Annotated in this window: 16 protein-coding genes and 1 riboswitch; of the genes, 13 read left to right on the plus strand and 3 right to left on the minus strand. The window is 46.2% G+C overall.

What is annotated here, in order from left to right:
* Positions 1 to 27 precede the first annotated feature (27 nt).
* On the plus strand, positions 28 to 2004 hold the full coding sequence (locus H8K33_RS14730) for an AAA family ATPase (protein WP_186891811.1): 1977 nt from the start codon (positions 28 to 30) through the stop codon (positions 2002 to 2004).
* Positions 2005 to 2235: 231 nt separating this feature from the next.
* Here H8K33_RS14730 and H8K33_RS14735 read toward each other — a convergent pair whose 3' ends face one another.
* Entirely contained in the window at positions 2236 to 5055 is a 2820-nt protein-coding gene (locus tag H8K33_RS14735; RefSeq protein WP_186891812.1) for a valine--tRNA ligase, read from the minus strand.
* A 545-nt stretch (positions 5056 to 5600) separates the two neighbouring features.
* Here H8K33_RS14735 and H8K33_RS14740 point away from each other — a divergent pair.
* The 11 genes from H8K33_RS14740 (at position 5601) to H8K33_RS14790 (ending at position 17358) form a co-directional block, all read left to right on the plus strand.
* A complete protein-coding gene (locus tag H8K33_RS14740; protein WP_186891813.1) occupies positions 5601 to 7760 on the plus strand; it encodes a tetratricopeptide repeat-containing diguanylate cyclase in 2160 nt (719 codons plus the stop codon).
* A gap of 71 nt (positions 7761 to 7831) precedes the next feature.
* A riboswitch (TPP riboswitch) is annotated at positions 7832 to 7933 on the plus strand.
* 84 nt (positions 7934 to 8017) lie between these two features.
* The gene (thiC, locus tag H8K33_RS14745; protein WP_186891814.1) at positions 8018 to 9931 is read left to right on the plus strand and encodes a phosphomethylpyrimidine synthase ThiC; all 1914 of its coding nucleotides are present in this window, start codon (positions 8018 to 8020) and stop codon (positions 9929 to 9931) included.
* A 20-nt stretch (positions 9932 to 9951) separates the two neighbouring features.
* On the plus strand, positions 9952 to 10152 hold the full coding sequence (gene thiS, locus H8K33_RS14750; protein WP_186891815.1) for a sulfur carrier protein ThiS: 201 nt from the start codon (positions 9952 to 9954) through the stop codon (positions 10150 to 10152).
* A 5-nt stretch (positions 10153 to 10157) separates the two neighbouring features.
* Complete coding sequence (locus H8K33_RS14755) at positions 10158 to 10523, plus strand: endonuclease domain-containing protein (RefSeq protein WP_186891816.1); 366 nt, start codon at positions 10158 to 10160, stop codon at positions 10521 to 10523.
* Between the two features lie 167 nt (positions 10524 to 10690).
* Positions 10691 to 11479: a thiazole synthase gene (locus tag H8K33_RS14760; RefSeq protein WP_186891817.1), complete on the plus strand. Its 789-nt coding sequence runs from the start codon at positions 10691 to 10693 to the stop codon at positions 11477 to 11479.
* Positions 11479 to 12327, plus strand: a complete 849-nt coding sequence (gene thiD / locus H8K33_RS14765; RefSeq protein WP_186891818.1) for a bifunctional hydroxymethylpyrimidine kinase/phosphomethylpyrimidine kinase — start codon at positions 11479 to 11481, stop codon at positions 12325 to 12327. Before H8K33_RS14760 ends, thiD begins: the two co-directional genes overlap by 1 nt.
* Positions 12324 to 12962, plus strand: coding sequence for a thiamine phosphate synthase (gene thiE, locus H8K33_RS14770; protein ID WP_246443637.1), 639 nt, complete (start codon positions 12324 to 12326; stop codon positions 12960 to 12962). Before thiD ends, thiE begins: the two co-directional genes overlap by 4 nt.
* A gap of 178 nt (positions 12963 to 13140) precedes the next feature.
* Positions 13141 to 14016: a response regulator gene (locus tag H8K33_RS14775; protein ID WP_186891819.1), complete on the plus strand. Its 876-nt coding sequence runs from the start codon at positions 13141 to 13143 to the stop codon at positions 14014 to 14016.
* Between the two features lie 332 nt (positions 14017 to 14348).
* Positions 14349 to 15464 carry an aromatic ring-hydroxylating oxygenase subunit alpha gene (locus tag H8K33_RS14780; RefSeq protein WP_186891820.1) on the plus strand — a complete coding sequence of 372 codons (1116 nt, stop codon included), beginning with the start codon at positions 14349 to 14351 and terminating at the stop codon, positions 15462 to 15464.
* A gap of 91 nt (positions 15465 to 15555) precedes the next feature.
* Positions 15556 to 16485, plus strand: a complete 930-nt coding sequence (locus tag H8K33_RS14785) for a DMT family transporter (protein WP_186891821.1) — start codon at positions 15556 to 15558, stop codon at positions 16483 to 16485.
* Positions 16486 to 16491: 6 nt separating this feature from the next.
* Positions 16492 to 17358, plus strand: a complete 867-nt coding sequence (locus tag H8K33_RS14790) for a sulfurtransferase (protein WP_246443639.1) — start codon at positions 16492 to 16494, stop codon at positions 17356 to 17358.
* A gap of 76 nt (positions 17359 to 17434) precedes the next feature.
* Here the strand turns inward: H8K33_RS14790 and H8K33_RS14795 are convergent, their stop codons facing one another.
* Positions 17435 to 18223, minus strand: a complete 789-nt coding sequence (locus H8K33_RS14795; protein WP_222613441.1) for a ZIP family metal transporter — start codon at positions 18221 to 18223, stop codon at positions 17435 to 17437.
* Positions 18224 to 18330: 107 nt separating this feature from the next.
* Positions 18331 to 18804: a DUF4124 domain-containing protein gene (locus H8K33_RS14800; protein ID WP_186891823.1), complete on the minus strand. Its 474-nt coding sequence runs from the start codon at positions 18802 to 18804 to the stop codon at positions 18331 to 18333.
* A gap of 79 nt (positions 18805 to 18883) precedes the next feature.
* Here H8K33_RS14800 and H8K33_RS14805 point away from each other — a divergent pair, with 79 nt between their 5' ends.
* Complete coding sequence (locus tag H8K33_RS14805; RefSeq protein ID WP_186891824.1) at positions 18884 to 19387, plus strand: hypothetical protein; 504 nt, start codon at positions 18884 to 18886, stop codon at positions 19385 to 19387.
* Positions 19388 to 19389: the final 2 nt, after the last annotated feature.

The following is a 19389-nucleotide window of genomic DNA, read 5'->3' on the forward strand; positions in this document are numbered from 1 at the left end:
CAGTTCGCGCTAGGAGAAATAATTTTCATGAAAATAACTAAGTTGTATTTACGAAATTTCGGGCCTATCTCGAATGTCACTATTGAACCAAGATTTTCGGATGATGGTCACCCGATTCCAATTGCGATAGTTGGACAAAATGGCGCTGGGAAATCATTGGCGTTATCAGTGATATTAGATGCAATGACGGAAGCAAGGCGATCTTCTTTTTCGGAAATACAAGAGATTGAAGCAAATCAGTTTTTGAAAAATTCGTCTCAGAACTATGTTCAACACGCCTCAGCCTATAGCCATACAAGTGTAACGATTTCAGTAGGAGATGGCGAAATCGTATTCAACGAAGTTGTATCGAGAATTCCACCTAGTGAATTTTTGACTAAAAATTTAATTCCCTCGCTCTTGACTGTCTTGCAAGGTAGTGAGTTCGCAAATTCCGGGTTCTTTAAAAATATTTCAGTAGGTGAACATCAGAAGGTTCACATAAGAGGCTCGGAATTTTTGTACTTTCCTTACTTTCGTTACGAGTCCCCTTACTGGATGAATGAAACAGCGAAGGTTAATTTCGTGAAGGATCAAAATCATTACGGAAAATCAAAGCTAAACCCTATTCGCACAAATATTATTGAAGAAACGAAGCGGTGGATTCTGAACGTCCTCCTAGATAGGGAATTGTATGAAAAGAAAATAGAAACGCCGATTTACGGCACTAGCTCGTATCCATACTTCCAAGGATACGCTGGTCCAAATACTCAGTTATTCAGCCTCGTGAATGAGATTGTTTCAACTATGCTTATCGCAAAGAATTCCCAGATCAGTTCCGCGAGAATCGGGATCGGCCCCAAAGGAAATCGAGAGATAACAGTTTTTGCGACCAAGAAGGGCAAACAAGAGGAAATAGTAGCGCCTGATATTTCTCAAATGTCTTCTGGAGAGTTAATGACACTTGGATTGGCGACAGAAATAATTCGAGCGTACGAGATCGTTAAAGGTGCACCTCCGCAAAGCTTGAATGACGTCACAGGAATTGTTCTTGTAGATGAAATTGACCTACATCTGCATGTTAGTTTTCAAAAAGAGGTGCTTCCAAAAATAATTAGAAAATTTCCTAACGTACAATTTATATTTTCAACGCACTCGCCATTTTTTCTTCTCGGGATGGCGGATAGCGGCGAATTAGATATATACAATTTTCCGATAGGTTGTAAGATTGCGCCTCACGAGTTTGATGAATTTCAATCCAGTTATGATCTATTTATTAGCGAAAACGATCAGTTTCGAAAACGATACGAAGAACTTAAAAATATGTCTCAGTCTGAGACCAAACCTCTGATAATTACGGAGGGGAAAACTGATTGGAAGCATCTTAAGTTCGCACTTAAAACGCTCGCGTCGAGGGGGCAGTTCGAATCGATTGATATTGACTTCTTCGAGTATGAAAATGAAGTCAATATGGGAGACACACGACTCAGCCAAATGTGCGAGCACATGGCCACACTTCCCCAAAAACGAAAAATGATATTTGTATTCGATCGAGATAATCCGACGATTACAAAATCGATGTCCGGTGCGCCGAACGCCTTCAAGGATTGGGGTAATAATGTCTACTCGGTTTGCTTGCCTATTCCTAAGCATCGCTCTGAATATAAGAATTTGAGTATCGAGCTGTACTATACCGACGACACACTGCGTACGGTCGACCCCGCCTCAGGGAAGCGCTTGTGGTTTTCGAACGAAATAGAAATAATAACACGACCGACTACAGGACAAAGAATCTATCGAGCACAAGATTTCCCCAATGTAGATGACGAGCTGGCGAAAAAAGTATTTGATCAGCCAGCGGATCAAATAGTTGATGGTGATGGGAATACTGTTGGCCTGTCTAAATCAGCCTTCACTGAAGTAATCACGAACACTCCGTATGAAACTAACGCCATCGATTTGACAGCATTCGCTGTTTTTTTTGAGGTCATAAAAAATTTATGCGATATATCGGCAGCTACCTAGCTGAGGTATTGGACTCTAAAAACAACCATGTGGGCACGTTTTTTGTGCCCACGAAGATTTGGAAAACCTAGAGAGTGATTGTCTTGTGGTTTATGCTTTTCACCTTTATCGACCATTACGTGTGGGCACGATGAAACTGCGCACACCCTAGGAATTTTCTCGGTCCAAAAAAAAAGCGCTTCGAAAAAATCGAAGCGCTTTTTGCATTTACAACTCAACCAAAAAATCAAATCACCCCAATTTCGCAAACGACTCCTGCATCTTACTCAAAGTCGCAGAGAAGCCAGCAACGCGTTCTTTCTCTTGCTCGACAACGGCAGCTGGAGCACGTGCCACAAAACTTTCGTTGCTGAGTTTGGCTTGTGCTTTGTTGATTTCGGCTTCGAGTTTTGCCATTTCTTTCGAGAGGCGTTCGCGTTCTGCGGCGACGTCGATTTCTACTTTCAACATCAGCTTGGTTTCACCGACGATGGAGACAGGTGCTGGTGAGTCTGGTAAGACATCGACGATCTGCACCTCAGACAATTTCGCTAAGGCTGCCATGTAAGGTGCGTAACTTTCCATGCGTGCTTTGTCTTCTGCGTTTGCTGGTTGTAGCAACAACGGCACGCGTACTGCTGGCGATAATTGCATTTCACCACGCAAGTTACGGCATGCATCGATGGCGGCTTTGAGGCCTGTCATCCAATGTTCTGCGGCTTCGTCGATCGCTTCTGCATTCACCAACGGGTAAGCTTGCATCATGATGGAGTCGCCCGCCGGATTCAGCGTTTTGCCTGCCAATGGGGCGACGGTTTGCCACAAGGCTTCGGTGACGAATGGGATCACTGGGTGTGCCATGCGTAAGGTGACTTCTAATACGCGTAACAAGGTGCGACGAGTGGCGCGTTGTTGCGCTTCGTTGCCTTGTTGTACTTGGACTTTCGCCACTTCCAAATACCAATCGCAGTATTCATCCCACACGAATTTGTAGATGGCGGATGCGATGTTGTCGAAGCGGTAGTCGGCAAAACCTTTTTCTAGCTCTGCTTCAGTGCGTTGCAGCGTCGAGATGATCCATTTATCGGCTTGTGAATAATCGAGATCATTGTCTGTTGCTGTACCTGTGAAACCGCAATCCTGACCTTCGGTATTCATTAGTACAAAGCGCGTCGCGTTCCAGAGTTTATTGCAGAAATTACGGTAACCATCGCAGCGACCTAAATCGAAATTGATGTTGCGACCGAGGGAAGCGTAGCTTGCCATCGTGAAGCGCAAAGCATCTGTGCCGTAAGCTGGAATGCCATCAGCGAATTCTTTGCGCGTTGCTTTGTCGATGCTGGTCGCTTGTTTTGGGTTCATCAAACCAACTGTACGTTTCGCTGCCAAGTCATCGACGCTGATACCGTCGATCAAGTCGATAGGGTCGAGCGTATTGCCTTTGGACTTAGACATTTTTTGGCCGCTAGAATCGCGCACCAAGCCGTGTACATAGACGGTGTGGAAAGGCACCTTGCCTGTGAAGTGCGCGGTCATCATGACCATACGCGCTACCCAGAAGAAGATGATGTCAAAGCCTGTGACCAATACAGAAGATGGCAGGAACAGTTTGCTATCGACTGTTAATTCTGGCCAGCCCATAGTTGAGAATGGAACAAGGGCAGAAGAGAACCAAGTGTCGAGCACGTCGTTGTCACGGTTCAAGGCGCCAGTGTAGCCAGCGGCTGCTGCCTTGGCTTGCGCTTCAGCTTCATCGCGGGCGACGAAGATTTCTCCGTTATCGCCATACCATGCTGGGATTTGATGACCCCACCACAATTGGCGAGAGATACACCAATCTTGAATATTATTCAGCCATTGGTTGTAAGTCGTGCTCCAGTTTTCTGGTACGAATTTCACTTCACCATTCGCCACTTTTTCTAGCGCGACTTCGGCAATCGATTTGCCTGGGAAGTGGGTGCCTTCAGGTGCTGGTTTGCTCATGGCCATAAACCATTGATCCGTCAACATCGGTTCGATCACGACGTTCGTACGGTCGCCACGTGGCACCATGAGTTTATGTGGCTTAACGGATTCGAGCAAACCTTGCGCATCGAGATCGGCGACCATTTGCTTACGTGCGACGAAGCGGTCCATACCTTGGTAAGCGGCTGGTCCGTTCTCATTAATCTTCGCATCTAAAGTTAATATGCTGATCAATGCTAAACTGTGACGTTGGCCAACGGCGTAATCGTTGAAGTCATGTGCTGGTGTGATCTTCACACAGCCAGTGCCGAATTCTTTGTCGACATAGCTATCAGCGATCACAGGAATCTCGCGATCCGTCAAAGGCAATTTCAACATCTTGCCAACAAAAGCGGTGTAGCGCTCGTCGGTTGGATCAACCGCAACGGCGACGTCACCGAGCAAGGTTTCCGGACGTGTCGTCGCGACTGTTAGGTGACCGCTACCATCCGCGAATGGATAACGGATATGCCACATGGAGCCATCTTCTTCTTCGGACACCACTTCCAAATCGGACACCGCTGTGCCCAAGACTGGATCCCAGTTCACCAAACGTTTACCGCGATAGATCAAACCTTGTTCTACCAAACGTACAAACACTTCTGTGACCACTTTTGAGCGTTCTGCATCCATCGTGAAGTATTCGCGATTCCAATCGGCAGATGCGCCCATACGACGCATTTGACCCGTAATCGTGGAACCAGATTTTTCTTTCCATTCCCAGACTTTTTCTAAGAATTTTTCGCGACCTAAATCGTGGCGAGAAATTTTTTGTGCATCGAGTTGGCGTTCCACCACGATTTGCGTTGCGATACCGGCGTGATCGGTGCCTGGTACCCATGCCGTGTTATGGCCGCGCATACGGTAGTAACGCGTCAAGCCATCCATAATGGTTTGGTTAAACGCATGGCCCATGTGCAAAGTGCCAGTGACGTTGGGTGGTGGCAGTTGGATACTAAATGAAGGTTTGGATTCATCGGTAGACGCGGCGAAGTATCCGCGCTTTTCCCATTCGGTGCGCCAAAAGGATTCGATGTTGGCGGGTTCAAAAGACTTAGCTAATTCCATGATATGTGCAAACTCTCAGTTAGTACGAACGCAAGCCATGAAGAAGATGCCTAGGTTCGGATATTGGTATGGCGAAACCCTTGATTATAAATGAGTGTGTCGTGTTACCAGAAATAATCGCGCTGATTTTCTACTGCTGATGGGGCAATTTCTTGCTGGTGGTGTTGAATTGTGTGTTTTGTTTAGGTCAACACGCCCTAGTAGAAGATATTTTGCGATGAAGGATGTTGGAGATGGTTTTGAGCTGGAATATGCGTTTGATATGCGTTTGAAATAGGGAGTAAGTAATTTAAAAAGCAATATTGAAAATGGCTCTGAAAAAACTGTTAAAAATAGTTTAATAAGCAGCAGAAGTCGTGTAATCCCTCTAAATCTGTCGCATATTCGAGAGTGTCTAACAAAAAAAAGCAATGATGCTTTTGGGAAAATGCTAGCATAGATGCCTCTGCACATTAGAAAAACAGACAGGCAAACTGCGCCAGGTTCTTTGACCGCGAATGCATTTTTCGTGCGCACAAAAGTAACGTGATCGAGGTGATAAACGCATGAAACACTTTTTCCATCTATCTGCTGCACTCAGCAACAGACAATTAAGTGTTTTTAGTGGCTTAAAACATTACGTTTTATGGCAAATTTTTGCGATTATCGTATTGATGAGTCTGTCTTTCGCAGCGAAGGCTGACCAAGCCGGCGATCAAGCGATCATGCAAGAGCTTGATACGATACAAACTTTGTCCGATCGAAATAATGAAGAGGGTTTGCGTCAATTATTAGCGTTTAAGAACAAACTTCCAGCAGATACTTCGCCTGCAATTCGTCTCGAAATTTTATCCGTGTTGAGTAATTTGTATTTTGATGCGGGCAATACGAAACTGGGCAAGCAAACTATCAAAGAGTTGGAAGATCTTGCTAAACAGGTCAAGCTAAAAGATGCCTTATTAATTTTAGAGATTTACGAAGCCTATGATATTTTTGAAAAATCAGGTTTCGCAACCGCTGTTGCTCATTTAGAGAAGTTGGCCGATGTTGTTGCCAATAGTAACAACGTCAATGCACAGTTTCGTTATCGCGCCACCTTAGCGGGTTTTTATAGCAGTAACTTCCGCTTTGATCAGGCGCTCAAGCAGTATTTGGATATGCTCAAATTGAGCGATCAGCTTCCGCGTCGGCAAGTGCAGGCCAAAATGGCGACCTGGGGATTAATTTCAGGTTTATATCTGCAAATGAAAGATCCTGAAAAGGCCTTAACTGCCACGACCGAGGCGCTCTCGGTTTCTTCGGCCAGCCTTGCTCCAAAAGCTTTTGTTGAGATCTCGATTTCTCGTGGGGTTGCATTGAGCAGTCTGAAACGCAATGACGAAGCATTGAAAGAATATGAAAATGCTTTGAGAGTTGCGCAAGAAGAAAAGCTGCCATATTTTGTCGCGTTGGCTTTGTTCAATATCGCAGACCAATACCTGATTAAAAAAGATTTCAAGCGCGCAGAATCGTATGCCCGTGACGCGATGACAAAGTCAGAGGCCATGGAAGACAATTGGGGGATTGCTGGTGCTAAAGTTAATCTTGGGTTGGCGCTGGGCTATCAAGGCAAGACCAAGCCAGGTGGCGATTTGGTCAAAGAAAGTATCGCTTTTTTTGATAAGAATCACGCGAAGTCCGACGTGGAAATGATTATTGGTGAGCTCTCGCAGATGTACGAAGCGGCTGGCTTATATAAAGAAGCTTTGGAACAAGTGCGTCAGCAACAAAAGCTCAGTGACGAGATTTTTCAATCCGATCGCGCCAAAGCAGTTGCCGCTTTGCAGGAAGAATTTGATAGCGAACAAAGAAAACGGCAGATCGAGATTTTGGCGAAAGACAATGCCTTAAAAGATGCGGATATTAAAAACCACCGCTTGCAACATATGGTCGCTTTGCTTGCTTCGTTGGTCGGCATACTTGCAGGATGTTTTATCTATATGCTGTATCGTCGTAGCAAAAAGTTGAATGAGCAATTGCAAGAAGTGAATTCGCAGTTGGAATTCCATGCCGTACGCGATGCTTTAACTGGCTTACATAATCGTCGTTCATTTATTAATTTGATGGTGAACCGCACTGGACGGGTTGAGAATGAACGTCGAGAAGGTTCTTATCGGAATCCTGATTGCATGGTGTTGATGGATATCGATCACTTCAAAAATATCAATGATACTTGGGGGCACGCGGTTGGTGACGTCGTTTTAAAAGAGGTAGCTGCACGCTTGAAAGCTGTGGTGCGTGATGAAGATATGGTGATGCGGTGGGGTGGGGAAGAATTCTTAATTTATTCACCGAAATCTAATCCTGAACAAATTACGAGCTTGGTAGAACGTGTGTTACGTACCATAGGCGAAAAGCCATTTACACATGAGGCTTTGGTCATTCCTGTTACCGTTACCGCTGGATTCATTTCTGTGCCATTCTCAGATGTGCCAGAGGAGTTTTGTGATTGGGAACGTGCATTGCAAATTGCCGACATGGCTTTGTATCTGGGCAAAACACATGGTCGAAATCGCGCCTACGGCTTGGCGCGATTATTGGTGTCGCATGAAGATGCCCTGCCAACTTTAACTCATGATTTGGCTGCCGCGATCAAAGATAATATGGTGGAAATTATCGAGGTTCTCGGGCCGTTACAAGATTTGGCACCAATCACTGTGAGCGGCTATCAAGCTGCTACGCAATAAAAACGAAGTATTTGGTAATTTAATTCAATCGCAGATATAATGCGGCGGCAATATTACTATTGCTAATGATTTTTAAACGCTAGGGGTCCTGACAAGTTTGTTTTTGTCGGGTGAGAAATACCCTTGAACCTGATCTGGATAATGCCAGCGAAGGGAAGCAGCCAAAGCCGTGATGCCATCTGAATGTAAGGTGTGCCATCGCTCAAATTGGAAACTCCTTTGCTGGCTCCGCGCCATCAATAAAGCAAAGGAGCCAAATGAACGCCAACCCACAATTTTTGTCCGCTACCGCCAAGGTCGACGAAGCCGCCATTCAAGCCTTACCAAATTCTCGCAAAATCTACGTTTCTGGCAGTCGTCCTGACATTCGCGTGCCTATGCGTGAAATCTCGCAAGCCGATACACCTGCGATGTTTGGTGCAGAAAAAAATCCCCCGATTTACGTCTACGATACTTCAGGTCCCTACACCGACCCTGATGTGAAAATTGATATCCGCTCAGGTTTAGCGTCTGTGCGTGGCGCTTGGATAGCAGAACGCAATGACACTGAAGAATTAGCTGGACCAAGTTCAGAATATGGCATCGAACGCTTGCACGATCCTAAGCTGCACGAGCTGCGCTTTAATCTGCAACGCAAACCACGTCGCGCACTGCAAGGCAAAAACGTCACGCAAATGCATTACGCTAGACAAGGCATCGTCACACCAGAAATGGAATATGTAGCGATCCGTGAAAATATGCGCCGCCAAGAGTATTTGGAAAACCTGAAAAATTCCGGTCCTATGGGCGAAAAACTCGCAACCATGATGGGGCGTCAGCATCCGGGACAATCTTTCGGGGCTTCGATTCCCGCAACGATTACGCCAGAATTTGTACGCGATGAAATTGCCCGTGGCCGCGCCATTATTCCTGCGAATATCAATCATCCGGAAGTCGAACCGATGATTATCGGCCGCAATTTTTTAGTCAAAATCAATGCGAATATTGGGAACTCCGCCGTGACTTCCTCCATCGGTGAAGAAGTCGAAAAGATGACTTGGGCGATACGTTGGGGTGGCGATAATGTGATGGATTTGTCGACCGGAAAACACATCCACGAAACCCGCGAATGGATCATCCGTAACTCACCGGTGCCTATCGGTACTGTACCGATTTATCAGGCATTGGAAAAAGTAAATGGCAAGGCGGAAGATCTGACTTGGGAAATTTTCCGTGATACTTTGATCGAACAAGCGGAGCAAGGCGTGGATTACTTCACGATTCATGCTGGCGTGCGTTTGCAGTACGTACCCATGACGGCGAAACGCATGACCGGTATCGTTTCACGCGGTGGTTCCATCATGGCGAAATGGTGTCTCGCGCATCACAAAGAAAGTTTCTTATACGAGCATTTCGAAGATATCTGTCAAATTATGAAGGCCTACGACGTGTCCTTCTCCTTAGGCGATGGTTTGCGCCCGGGTTCCATTTACGATGCGAATGATGAAGCACAGTTGGGTGAATTGAAAACCTTGGGTGAGCTCACCCAGATTGCCTGGAAGCACGATGTACAAGTGATGATAGAAGGTCCAGGCCATGTTCCTATGCATCTGATTAAAGAGAATATGGATCTGCAATTAGAACAATGTCATGAAGCACCGTTCTATACGCTGGGACCACTCACGACCGACATCGCACCGGGTTACGACCACATCACTTCTGGTATCGGTGCTGCGCAAATCGGATGGTATGGCACGGCGATGTTGTGTTACGTCACGCCGAAAGAGCATCTGGGTTTGCCGAATAAAGTGGACGTGAAAGACGGCATCATTACGTACAAAATCGCAGCTCATGCCGCCGATCTGGCGAAGGGGCATCCGGGCGCACAAATTCGCGATAACGCCTTGTCGAAAGCGCGCTTTGAATTCCGTTGGGAAGATCAATTTAATATTGGCTTAGATCCAGACAAAGCGCGTGAATTCCATGACGAAACTTTGCCTAAAGATTCCGCTAAAGTCGCGCATTTTTGTTCCATGTGCGGCCCGCATTTCTGTTCTATGAAAATCACGCAAGAAGTACGCGATTATGCAGCGACGCAAGGTATTAGCGAAATCGACGCTTTGAAAAAAGGCATGGAAGTCAAAGCAATTGAGTTTGTGAAATCCGGCGCAGAAATCTATAAAAAATCTTAGGTGCTGCGATGGAAATTGTGATGAAAATTCAGCTCAATGGCGAGCCACGTGTTTTGTCTTCAGCCATCGATTTACATAGCCTGATTACTGAACTGCAATTAGGTAATCAGGCGATTGCTGTTGCCGTCAATCGTCAAGTGATACGTCGCGCGGAGTGGCAACAACACACGCTGCAAGCTGGCGATCAGGTGGATGTGGTGAGGGCGATTGGTGGTGGGTAAATTTCATGCGCAATTCCTCTAATTCACAAATCACGATAAATGCACGTTTGCTGCGTAAAGGTATGACAGATATCGAACGTCTGTTGTGGTCGCGATTGCGTGGTGAACAATTAGGCGTCAAGTTTCGACGACAACATCCATTGTTGAATTTTGTCTTGGATTTTGTCTGTCCTGAGTTGAAGTTAGTTGTTGAATTAGATGGTTCTCAACATGCTGATGCACAAAGTTACGATGATTACCGAACGAAGTGTTTGCACGATGCTGGTTATGTGGTTTTACGATTTTGGAATAATCAGGTGATTGAGGAGTTGGAGAATGTGCTGGAAGAGATCTATCGACAGGTGCAGTTGAGGAAGAGAGAATTTGAATAGTTGAGAGAAACCCATCCCCACCCTAACCCTCCCCTTGAAGGGGAGGGGATATCCGTCGCGCTGAATTTTCTTAGAACCGGAATACTCCTTCCCCTTCAAGGGGAAGGTTGGGATGGGGATGGGTTTTAGTCAGATGAATTATTGAACATAAATCAGAATAGAAAACCATGACAACACAAATAGACAGCCTGACCATAGCAGGCAAAACCTACAAATCACGCCTCTTAGTAGGCAGCGGAAAATACAAAGACCTAGACCAAACCAAACTCGCCACCGAAGCGAGCGGTGCAGAAATCATCACGGTCGCGATTCGTCGCGTGAACATAGGACAAGACCCCAACGCGCCAAGTTTGCTTGATGTCGTACCGATGTCGAAATACACTATCCTGCCCAACACCGCAGGTTGCTATAACGCGAAAGATGCGATCTACACTTTACAATTAGGTCGCGAATTACTCGGTGGTCATAAGCTGTGCAAGCTCGAAGTTTTGGGTGACGAAAAAACTTTATTCCCGAATATGCCTGAGACTTTGGAGGCTGCGAAAGTCTTGGTCAAAGATGGTTTTGATGTGATGGTGTATTGCAGCGATGATCCTATTCAAGCGCGTATGTTGGAAGATATAGGATGTGTCGCGGTGATGCCACTTGCATCCTTGATCGGTTCCGGTATGGGTATTTTGAATCCATGGAATCTTTCACTGATTATCGAACAGGCGAATGTACCTATCATCGTCGATGCAGGAGTCGGTACAGCATCCGATGCTGCAATTGCGATGGAGCTTGGTTGTGATGGCGTGTTGATGAATACCGCGATTGCCGGAGCGCGTGATCCGATTCGTATGGCACGTGCTATGGGCTTAGCCGTTGAAGCTGGACGTGAAGCCTTTTTGGCTGGGCGGATTCCGAAAAAGTTTGCAGCATCTCCCTCTTCGCCCATGGCGGGGCGTGTGATCTAATGCGCGAACGTCGTCAACGGCCTTGTGTGCTGGTGTTTGCCGGGCACGATCCTAGCGGTGGTGCTGGCATACAAGCAGATATCGAAGCAATTTCTGCCCAAGGCGCACACGCCTTGCCTATCGTGACGGCGCTGACCGTGCAAGATAATAATCGCGTGCAGGCAGTGTATCCGGTTGATGCGGGTGTGATGGGCGAACAGTTCGAGATGTTGCTGGACCGAATTCCGATTGCTGCGATTAAGCTTGGTATCGTTGGCTCAATCGAGAACGCGCAGTTGATTGCGCAATGCGTGAATCGTTTGCAAGCGCGCCAGCCAGCGATACCTGTCATTGTTGATCCGGTCTTGGGAAGTGGTGGTGGTGACGCTCTATCGATTCAAGATGCGCTGCTAGCAGTTCAACCTGTCTTGCATTGTGCTACCTTGATTACGCCGAATCTTCCAGAGCTAGGACGCTTGGTGAGTGGAACTGATTCTGATGATGTCAAAGCAAAAAAACTCACAGCGCAATTTGCTTGCGATGTGCTACTCAAAGGTGGGCATGGTGCGACGCGTGAGTTTATGTCTGAAGTGATTAATCACTGGTTTGAATGGCAGCAGGAGCAGCAGGTGGCTAGCCTTGCCAGATCTTGGATTTGGCCACGGATCTCTGATGCGTTTCATGGCACTGGTTGTACGTTGGCGGCGGCAATTGCAGCACGGTTGGCGTTGGGAGAAAGCGTGGGAACTAGTTTGACGGTAGCGCAATCTTATGTGCAACGATGCTTAGAGCAAGCTTATGTCGTTGCTCCAGGACAGTTAATTCCGGCAAGGTATTTTGGTAAAACACTAAACAAGGAAATCGTATGAGTGCAAGCAAGCAAGAGTTGCGAGTGTTGCGAGGTTTGTATCTGGTGACACCAAATTGGGATGATACGCAACGCTTATTAGACGTGACCGAAAGTGCGTTGGCTGCTGGTGTTAGTTTGTTGCAGTACCGGCATAAGACGGCGAATATTGAATTGCGTTATGCGCAGGCGAGTGCTTTACAAAGTTTGTGTAAGAAGTATGCGGTGCCGTTCATCATCAATGATTTCGTTAACCTAAGTTTGCAGTTGAATGCAGATGGCGTGCATGTGGGTGGTAGTGATGTATCCGTTGCGCAAGCGCGAGCGTCTTTAGGTGCGGATAAGATCGTCGGTGCATCTTGCTATGGTGACTTAGGATTAGCGCATCTGGCGCAATTGCAAGGCGCTAGCTACATGGCATTCGGCGGCTTCTATCCATCTGCGGTTAAGCAATATCCTGTTACAACTTGTCCTAGTATTGTTGACGCAGCAAATGCGCAATTGACTTTGCCACAAGTGGTTATTGGTGGCATGACAGTGGATCTGGCGCGTCCTTTGGTAGCTCGCGGTGCACATATGGTGGCGGCGATCAGTAGCGTGTACAACGCGAATAAACCAGCGCAAGTTGTTAAAGATTTTATTGCCCTATTTCAATAATTAAATATATCCATTCATATCCAAAGCGATTGCGTGTTGTGTAATTTTCTCAAATAGAGAGTAGGTGATTAATTCTCCTGATAAACACGGTGTTTTATGACGCTTTTCACTTATGCTCGTGTGCTTTATTGTATGATCGAAACACTGATAGTCAAAAATCGAAACCAGGTATTAAGTAATGACTCAATCCTCTTCCATGGTCGCAGCTTCGAAAGCTAGTCGTCGTTTTATATTAGAAATGCGTGGTTTTTCGAATGCTGAGAAAAGCATGCTGACTTCCACTTTTCGCCTCACTAGTCGTCGCGATATGTGCTACGTTGAAGCTGGTGAAAGTGATGGACGTGCAGATATTTATTTGATTAATGCCGATAATCCAGAAGCGATAGAAGAACTATTAAGCCGCGACATTGGGGTGCCTAACGCCCATTCGCCAGCAGTGGTGATCGGCAGAACACCGATAGAAACACCATGGCCATTTGTCAGCAAACCTATCCATTGGATGCGTTTGTTTGAGAATCTGGATAGTGAAATGCAGCGCGCTTTATTGCACCGTAGCGCACGCGGTGCTTTGTCTGATCAATGGGATGGCGCGACGATGCGCCGTTCCAGCGATCAAAAGAGCATTGCGGTCGACGCGATCATTGAAACGCCTGCGCGTGAAACGGTGCTTGTTGTCGATGATAGTGCGACAGTGCGTGCTTTTATGCGGATCAAATTGTCGCCCTTTCAGTTTGATGTCGATTTTGCTGAAACCGGTGAACAAGCGATAGAAAAAGCGAGCGCCAAAGCCGACGATAAAGCATACAACTGTATTTTCCTCGACATCATGATGCCCGGGATTGATGGTTATGAAGTATGTAAGCGGATTAAAGCCAATAACAAAACTAAATCTTCCGCTGTTGTCATGTTGACGAGTAAGTCTTCCATCATTGATAAGCTGCGTGCAAATTGGTCGGGTTGTGATGCATTTTTGAGTAAACCCGTGGCCGAAGATGATTTATTGGCGACAATTGCTAAATTCTTACCGAGCGTACGTGATTCTGCTAAGTTATAGCTGAAAGCTGAATTTAATCCGACGATTTTCCAAAATGGACTCCATGACTTATTCGCAATTTGTCATGGAAAAATTCTCTAAATCATCCAACTTGCTCTGCCAGCTTATTTTAGATTTACGCTGGTAAGACCCGCCCAGAAAAATATTTCTCAAGTAAAAACAAGACCTTAGAAATGCTTTCGGGTATAATCCCGCGTTCTGTCCAAAATTTCCTCATCAAGTGCCTATTGTTGTCTCTTGTTTGAATTTTCGACGCTGCATGATCGCTCGAAAAAAGGTATTTGTGGATTCTTTCTCTCTTAGGTTGGTGCAAATTAATTTGGGGGGTGGGGATGTCCGATCTGGCTTCTTTGTCTACATTAGCGCGTTCTGACGCGCAACTTCCGGTGCATGTTTATTTTGATCAAGCCTTGTTAGCGCGCGAGATCAAACAATTATTTCAATCTGGCCCACGCTATGTCGGTCACGAGTTGATGGTTCCTAACGTCGGCGATTACGCGACGCTCGCTTCTGAAAATGAAGGGCGTATGCTGGTGCGTGGCAAAGATGGAATCGAATTACTCTCGAATGTTTGTCGTCATCGTCAGGCTTTAATGTTTGGCGGTCCCGGCACGACCGGCCGCGGTAATACGAATCACATCGTCTGTCCTTTACATCGCTGGACCTATGATTTGAAAGGCGAGCTGATAGGCGCGCCACATTTCAAAGATACGCCTTGCCTGAATCTGTCACGTACACCCATTCAAAATTGGAACGGTTTGCTGTTTGAACAAAATGGCTACAACGTGATGGAGAAAATGGGAACCTTATCCGTGACTAAGGATTTGGATTTTACTGGTTACATGCTTGATCACGTTGAAGTGCATGAATGCGATTACAACTGGAAAACTTTCATTGAAGTTTATCTGGAAGACTATCACGTTGAGCCTTTTCATCCTGGCCTCGGGAGTTTCGTCACTTGCGATGATTTGAAATGGGAATTCGGCGAAGACTACAGCGTGCAAACCGTCGGTGTGCATAAAGGCTTGTTGAAGTCTGGCTCGACCAAATATCAGGCGTGGCAAGAGCAAGTCTTGAAATTCCGTGGTGGCGAGCCGCCAAAATATGGCGCAATTTGGCTGACTTTGTATCCGAACATTATGGTGGAATGGTATCCGCACGTGTTGGTGGTATCGACTTTGTGGCCAACCGCAACTGGTAAAACCAAGAATGTGGTGGAGTTTTACTATCCAGAAGAAATCGTTTTGTTTGAGCGTGAATTCATCGAAGCGGAACGTGCCGCGTATATGGAAACCTGTATCGAAGATGATGAGATCGGTGCACGCATGGATGCAGGACGTAAAATTTTACTGGATCGCGGCGAGAATGAAGTAGGCCCTTACCAGTCGCCGATGGAAGACGGCATGCAGCACTTCCATGAATGGTATCGACGTAAGATGACGTTCTAAGTAATGCAAACATGGGGAAGCAATGCTTCCCCATACTTTTTTCTGTGGATCATTTGTCAAAACAAATAACAAATTAAGTTAAAGAAGATTTATGCAAGCTCTCTGGATGTTGGTCGCGACCTTCTTATTTTCTCTGATGGGTGTCTGCGTTAAGCTCGCTTCTGAAACCTATAACACTGCCGAGATCGTGACTTATCGCGGTGCTATTGGTGTGATTGGGATTTACTTGTTAATGCGCTGGCAAAACGGCAGCTTGCGTAGCAGCATGATCAAGGGCCACATCTGGCGCGGAGTTTTTGGCGTGACCTCTTTGTGGTTATGGTTCTATTCGATTTCTAAGCTTCCACTATCTTTGTCTGTGACGCTCAGTTATATGTCATCGATTTGGGTGGCGTTGATTTTGTTTGCGACTTCTTGGTGGAAAAATCGCGGCAAAGATGTCGTGCATTTGCCACCGCATTTGGTATGGTCGATTTTGTTGGGATTCGTCGGTGTCGTCATGTTGTTGCGGCCGACTATTCGTGTCGATCAATTGCCCGATAGCTTAATCGCATTGTGTTCGGGTTTTATTGCGGCACTCGCTTATATTCAGGTGCGTCAAATGGGCGTGGCGGGCGAACCTGAATATCGCGTGGTGTTTTATTTTTCCTTGGTCTGTACCGCACTGGGTTTGATTGGGCAATTTTGGCATTTCAATACTTTCTCCGAGTCACAGTTAGCCGCGCATGTGAATCATCAATTATTGAACCCCAAAGGAATTGCGCTTCTGCTTGGAGTAGGTATCTTCGCCATGATTGCGCAGTTAGCAATGACACGATCCTATCGCTTGGGAAATCCTTTGGTGGCGGCGAATTTGCAATACGTAGGAATTGTGTTCACCAGCGCTTTGGATGTCATGATTTGGAAGCTGAGTTTGAGCTGGATCAGTTGGTTAGGAATTGCAGTTATTTTATCTAGCGGTATGATAGCGTCTTCGTTCAATAGTAATTCTGGTACTGATAATTCCAGTAAAGACAATTAAGGGAAAATGATGTTTACTACTTTGATCAATGCAGAGCAGCTAGTTGAACAACGCACCAAGCATCACACTGTGATCATCGATTGTCGCCATGATTTGATGGATCCACTTGCCGGCAAAAAAGCTTACGATGCTGGCCATTTCGAGGGCGCTGTCTTCGCTAATCTGGATACTGATTTGTCTGGTTCTAAATTCGATGAGCATGGCATATTTTTAGGACGGCATCCATTACCCAAGACAGAAGATTTACTCGCTGCTTTGCGTCGGTTTGGTATCAACGATGATACGCAAGTGGTCGCTTACGATGCGCATGGCGGAATGTTTGCTGCACGTCTATGGTGGTTGTTGCGTTCAATTGGCCACGCGCAAGTTGCAGTTTTAGATGGCGGCATCGCTGCTTGGACCGCAGGTGGGCAGACTTTGCACACCGAAGCTGTTAGTCCTATTTCAGGAAATATCGAGGTGAAAAGCAGTTTGACGAAACAGGTCAACGTGCAAACGGTTCTGCAAAATCTGCAAGCTGAAGCTGGTACGCAATTACAAGTGATTGATGCGCGAGCCGCGGATCGTTTCCGCGGTGAAAATGAAACGATCGACCCTGTCGGTGGGCATATTCCTGGTGCGAAGAATCGTTTTTTTAAAGACAATTTGCAAGCCGATGGTCAATTCAAATCTGCACAAGCACTGCGTGAAGAGTGGTTGGCTTTGATCGATGCGCCATCTAATGCGATCATGCAATGTGGGTCTGGCGTGACTGCCTGCCACAATTTACTCGCATTAGAAGTGGCTGGATTGCGTGGTGCAGCTTTATATCCTGGCTCGTGGAGTGAGTGGTGTTCTGATGCTAGCCGTCCAGTCGCGACTGGCAGTGTTTGATGTTGGTGGCAATGGCAATTGATGATAAGTTTAATTGCCTGACTATTTCTTCAACTTGACGACGGCAAGTGCTACTTTAATGTTGATGCTGGGTGACGAATAAGACCAAGAGCACACCGCAACTGACCAAGATGATTTGCGGTATGGTTTCTTTCAAGCTTGCGCGACGCTGCATTTGCGGCATTAAATCGCTGACCGCGATATAGATGAATCCAGAAGACGCCAGTACTAATACATAAGGGATTAAAGAGCTGGCTTTCTCTAAGGTGTAGTAGCCAACAACGCCACCGAGTACCGCCATCAAACTACACAACAGATTATAAATATACGCACGTCTGCGTGAAAAACCTGCATTAAGTAAAACGATGAAGTCGCCCACTTCTTGCGGGATTTCATGCGCAATAATCGCTAATGCAGTGACCACACCCAAGCTAGGGTCGGCTAAAAATGCAGCCGCGATTAAGATACCATCGGTGAAGTTATGCATGCCATCGCCAATTAAAATCATCCAACCAGCTTTGCCTGCTTCATGGGCATCATGTCCATGTTCATGATGATGACCATCGCCTTCGTGATGATGTGAATGACGTAGGATCGCAAATTTTTCTAATAAGAAGAAAGCCAACAAGCCGCCCAATAAGCAGGCAAACAGCGAACGTGGATCGGTGCCTGACTCAAACGCACTAGGTAAGGCATGCAATAAAGAAGTCGAGAGCATAATCCCTACCGACAAGCTCACCATGCGGTCGACTAATCTGGACAGCAAGGAAAACGAAAAGATTGCGGCAAAGCTGATACTCAGTACGCCAGCAATTGCGGTCGTTAATATGATGGAGGTAAGCGTGGAGTGAATTTTGAGCCTCAGAGCGGGAAGGGTGCAACTAAGTTGCAATTAGACCACAAATCGAGAGATTCTGCAATTTGTGATGCCTTCAGGCTAGCTTGTAAGCCCATCACAATCTAGTAAGAAAGTTAATCTTCTCGACAGCCTTTGAGTTTTTCATTGATTTTTTTTATCTCTTCTTGCCGCTTGTCGTCTTCCATGAAAATCGGTTCGCCTTGTTGATTTTCGCCAATGATCAAAGGCAAGCCATTTTCTAAGGTGATCAAACGCTTCCTATTTTGATAGCATTTTTCCCCATCGGCTCTTTGCTTGTCGCGTGCTAAAGCTGCCTGATCTTCTTTTTGTTTTTGTCTTTCTTTGAATTCGATTTCTTTTGCCCATAAACTTTGGGTCGGTTTTTTCGTCGTGGGCTGAGTACCCAGGCCGTTTGATACCGGAGTGACTTCTACTTCTTTTACGATCGTGCTGCCAATCGGACAGCGACTGGCCATAATCTTGCGACCTTGTGCATCTTTGCATTCATAAATCTGGGCTTGTGCTAGCTGTGTTAGTCCGCACAATACGATGCTCGCCAGCATATATTTTTTATATTTGAGGTACATAGGGTATTCTCTCGTCAGATATGAATTGCCATGTTAGCAGGCGATGAAAAGCCAGCGTTTCTTGTTTTTGGAATTGAATATGAATGATAGTCTGAAATACCAACAAGTGATGTGTGATTTTATTGAGAATTTAGGAATCTCGGTGATTCATAAGCGCCTGACGCATGAGACTTTTTTACCCGGCTTAGATTTAGGGCCGAATTGCATTTATCTTGATCCCGAAAAGCTGTTATATCCGGGCGATCTATTGCATGAAGCGGGGCATTTAGCGGTAACGACAGCCGCGCAGCGAGTAGCTGTTGGCAGTGATGCACTAGAACTGCCTTGGCCCACAGATGGCGAAGAAATTGCTGCGGTCTTATGGTCGTATGCGGCAGCCCGTCACCTAGGCGTTCCGCTCGATGTGGTGTTTCACCCCAATGGCTATAAAAATGATGCGAATTGGCTTATTGATAGCTTTAGACAAGGTCAATTTGTCGGCTTGCCTCTATTGCAGTGGATGGGTTTATGTTTTGATGAAAGCAACGCTGCCTTGCATCAAACGCAGCCATTTCCGGTGATGCAAAAATGGCTGCGTGATTAGTG

The organism is Affinundibacterium amnicola (assembly GCF_014284275.1).
In the GTDB taxonomy this organism is placed as follows: Bacteria; Pseudomonadota; Gammaproteobacteria; order Burkholderiales; family Burkholderiaceae_D; genus Undibacterium; species Undibacterium amnicola.